The sequence below is a fragment of the Sulfurovum sp. bin170 genome (assembly GCF_010892395.1).
GTDB lineage: Bacteria > Campylobacterota > Campylobacteria > Campylobacterales > Sulfurovaceae > UBA1140.
The window spans coordinates 1-3,387 of sequence record NZ_JAACKB010000270.1 but is presented as its reverse complement, the minus strand read 5'-3'; the positions used below and the strand labels follow the sequence as shown (position 1 = coordinate 3,387).

The following is a 3,387-nucleotide window of genomic DNA, read 5'->3' as shown; positions in this document are numbered from 1 at the left end:
TTTATTAAAAAAACTATTTTTCAATAGAGTATCGACTACTCTTATACTACTAATATTGGGGTCTAATATAGTTATAGCAGATAGTATACAAGAGCAGTTAGATAGTATTATACTAATAGATGAATCAAGTAAAAGTGATATGAGACAGCATACTATTGTAGGTTGTGACAACACTCTAAAGATTGATGAGGTGAAATGTTCAAAAAAGAGGGATACAAATGACTCCTCAATCAAAATAGAAAATCTACCAAAGAGTGATAAACTAGATAATGCCCAAAATGAAGAGATGGAGAAGATTAAAAACCAACTCAATGATATTGTTAAACAACTAGCCGAGCTAAAAATGGTCAAAGAGAATAACAAAGAGCTAAGGGAGCAACTTAGAAAAATAACCCTTATTCAAAAACTTATTAACCACGATAACGATAGCATAAACAGAGCAAAAGAGATTAAAGTCCTACAAGTAAATAGTGACCATATTATAGTCAAAGTACAAGAGGGTGAGAGTCTCTCAAAATATGCCCAAAAGTACTATGGTGATAGTCGTAAATATCATGCTATACATAGAGCAAATCACGATAAAATTGATAAAACTCTTCAGATATATATAGGTGACGAGCTTATAATCCCTACCTCCATCTCTTTTAAATATAAAGAGGAAGTTATCATATCAAAAAAAGAGAAGAATAATCTTTCTAACGAGAAAATCCAAGAAATCGTTATACCTTTAGATGATAATGAAAATAGTGTCGTAGAAGAGGTTGTATATGTGGAAGAGGAGTTTGTTAAGATAAAAGTAGAAAAAGAGGTTGATATATTTCAACTTGCAATAAAATACTATGGAGATGAAAAAGAGTATTATCGTATCTATAATGCGAACAAAAACATTATTGAAGCCGATTTAAAATTAGAAGAGGGGATGGAATTGAGAGTTCCTACTCTAAAATAAGATAATTTTTACTATAATTTCACCTAATTTATTTGAGGATTTATCATGTTTTTTGTTATCATTAAAACCATTCACCTATTTGCTGCATTTATATACGGAGGTTTCCTAATCACAGACAACCTCTTCCTAAACAAAATGCCTAGAAATCTAAATGAGGATGAGCATAAAAAAGCTAGAGAATCATTTATGATGTTCGTACGAAAAGTAGTACCACCTAGCCTAATAGTAGCTGTCCTAACGGGTCTATATCTCATCAGTCAAGTTTTTGGGAGCATTGGCGAAGATGGAATGACAACATTTCAGATGATGCTATCACTAAAAGCATTTTTGGGTATTTGGCTTGGTATTAGAGGGTTCAACCAAGTATATCTAAAGATACAACCACTAGTTTTCAAGAGTCATGTTTTACCATTTGCTTTTGTTGTGACGATTATCTTTTTATCTCAGTTTATGTATTTAGGGTGAAAATCCCTTTTTCCACTTCTCTAGCTCTTTTTTTAGTTTGCTTAATTTTTTTATTCAATTCATTTAATTATTTTACAAAGTGAATCTTGAATAATCCCTAACTCTTCACTACTCAAAACTGATAACTTCTCTTTAACTCTTGTCTTTGACAATGCTCTTATCTCATAGATACAAGCATCACAATCTCTCTCTAGTTTATCTCTGGAAGTAATCAAAAATCTATATGGTAAAGCGTCCTTTTCAATAACAGTAGATAGAGGTATAACGATAACAGTATTCAGTATCTCATTCTCCTCTTGGTCACTCAAAACTATAGCAGGTCTCAATTTTCCAATCTCACCTCCCTTTGCTGGGTTAAAATTGACTAAACATATATCCCCTCTATTTAATTCCATCATCAACAGCTCCATCACCAACTATATCTTTGGCACTTGCATCAGCCACTCTTTTTAGCAGTTTTCTCTTCTCTTCTCTCTCCAAAGCTTCTAAAAAAATCTCAAATTTTTCTTTTAGTACATTTGGTACAAAATATCCCATACCCTCTCTTTTTCTACCATTTACAATATGAACAACTTGATTGGTTTTGAAAAATGTAGATGAGTTTCTTAGGTCTGCTAATGTTACTTCAATCATACTTTATCCTTTCACTAATTGGTTTTACAAATCATTATAGCATAATAGAGTAAATGATAATTAAATTTTTTAAGATAGAAACTTCTATCACCTTATTCTAAACCGAAATCTAAACACTCAACCATAAGCTACCCATAACTCATGGCTAAATATTTCACATCTATACGAATGAAAAAATAAAAATATGATAAAATCCCATTAAAATTTTAAGGATTATAAAATGTCAAAAAAAACCCTAATCATCGGTGCAGGTGGAGTTGGTAATGTTGTAACATTTAAGTGTGCTATGAATGCAGAGAGTTTTGGAGAGATTACTCTAGCTAGTCGTACGCTATCTAAATGTGATGCTATTGCAAAAAATATACTTAACAAAACAGGTATAGAGATAAAAACAGCACAGATAGATGCTGACTTTGTAGAAGATATGGTGGTACTATTTGGTGAGATAGAGCCTGATATAGTTATCAATGTTGCTCTGCCGTATCAAGATTTGACTATTATGGATGCTTGTACCAAATGTTGTATTGATTATCTTGACACTGCCAACTATGAACATCCTGATACAGCTAAATTTGAGTACAAAGAGCAGTGGGCTAGAGATGCACAGTTTAGAGATGCAGGTATTATGGCTCTTCTTGGAAGTGGTTTTGACCCTGGGGTGACCAATGTCTTTTGTGCTTATGCCCAGAAACACTACTTTGATGAGATTCACACTATAGATATACTAGACTGTAATGATGGTGACCACGGCTACCCATTTGCAACTAACTTCAACCCTGAAATCAATCTGCGTGAGGTTTCTGCCAAAGGTAGATACTGGAAAAATGGAGAATGGATAGAGACAGAACCGATGGAGATAAAAAAGGTTTGGGACTATCCAGAGGTCGGAGAGAGAGACTCATATCTGCTCTATCATGAGGAGATGGAGAGCTTAGTCAAACATATCAAAGGTCTGAAACGAATCCGATTTTTTATGACATTTGGAGAGAGTTATCTAACCCATATGAGATGTCTTGAAAATGTAGGAATGTTGGGAATCAAAGAGGTAGAACACAGAGGTCAAAAGATAGTACCGATGGAGTTTCTAGCCACTCTGCTCCCTGACCCTGCCTCTCTTGGTGTACGAACAAAAGGAAAAACTAATATTGGTATCTACGCCAAAGGGATAAAAGATGGCAAAGAGAAAACAGTCTATATCTACCAAGTATCTGACCATGAGAAGTGTTACCAAGAGGTGATGAGCCAAGGGGTAAGTTATACTACAGGAGTTCCAGCGATGATAGGAGCTAAACTTATGCTAGAGGGGAAATGGCAAGGCAAGGGTGTTTTTAATATGGAAG

The 3,387-nt window shown here is 34.1% G+C and carries 5 protein-coding genes; 3 read left to right on the top strand and 2 right to left on the bottom strand.

The genetic code is table 11. The annotated features are described in order from the left end of the window. Positions 1–949 (top strand): LysM peptidoglycan-binding domain-containing protein (locus GSY74_RS06350; RefSeq protein ID WP_164664262.1); only part of this gene is annotated, 949 nt, incomplete at its 5' end. Between the two features lie 45 nt (positions 950–994). Beyond that, positions 995–1,414 (top strand): hypothetical protein, encoded by a 420-nt coding sequence (locus tag GSY74_RS06345; protein ID WP_255494565.1) that lies wholly within the window; start codon positions 995–997, stop codon positions 1,412–1,414. 59 nt (positions 1,415–1,473) lie between these two features. On the opposite strand, the gene GSY74_RS06340 is transcribed toward GSY74_RS06345, so the two are convergent. Then, the gene (locus GSY74_RS06340) at positions 1,474–1,812 is read right to left on the bottom strand and encodes a type II toxin-antitoxin system PemK/MazF family toxin (RefSeq protein WP_164664261.1); all 339 of its coding nucleotides are present in this window, start codon (positions 1,810–1,812) and stop codon (positions 1,474–1,476) included. Continuing rightward, positions 1,796–2,047 (bottom strand): hypothetical protein, encoded by a 252-nt coding sequence (locus GSY74_RS06335; RefSeq protein ID WP_164664260.1) that lies wholly within the window; start codon positions 2,045–2,047, stop codon positions 1,796–1,798. Before GSY74_RS06335 ends, GSY74_RS06340 begins: the two co-directional genes overlap by 17 nt. 220 nt (positions 2,048–2,267) lie before the next feature. Between GSY74_RS06335 and GSY74_RS06330 the strand changes: the two genes are divergently transcribed. Continuing rightward, positions 2,268–3,387 (top strand): saccharopine dehydrogenase family protein (locus tag GSY74_RS06330; protein ID WP_164664259.1); only part of this gene is annotated, 1,120 nt, incomplete at its 3' end.

What these genes read in the sequence shown, in the direction of transcription:
- GSY74_RS06340 (WP_164664261.1), bottom strand. Translation starts at nt 1,812, where the DNA reads ATGATGGAATTAAATAGAGGGGATATATGTTTAGTCAATTTTAACCCA.
- GSY74_RS06345 (WP_255494565.1), top strand. Translation starts at nt 995, where the DNA reads ATGTTTTTTGTTATCATTAAAACCATTCACCTATTTGCTGCATTTATA.
- GSY74_RS06335 (WP_164664260.1), bottom strand. Translation starts at nt 2,047, where the DNA reads ATGATTGAAGTAACATTAGCAGACCTAAGAAACTCATCTACATTTTTC.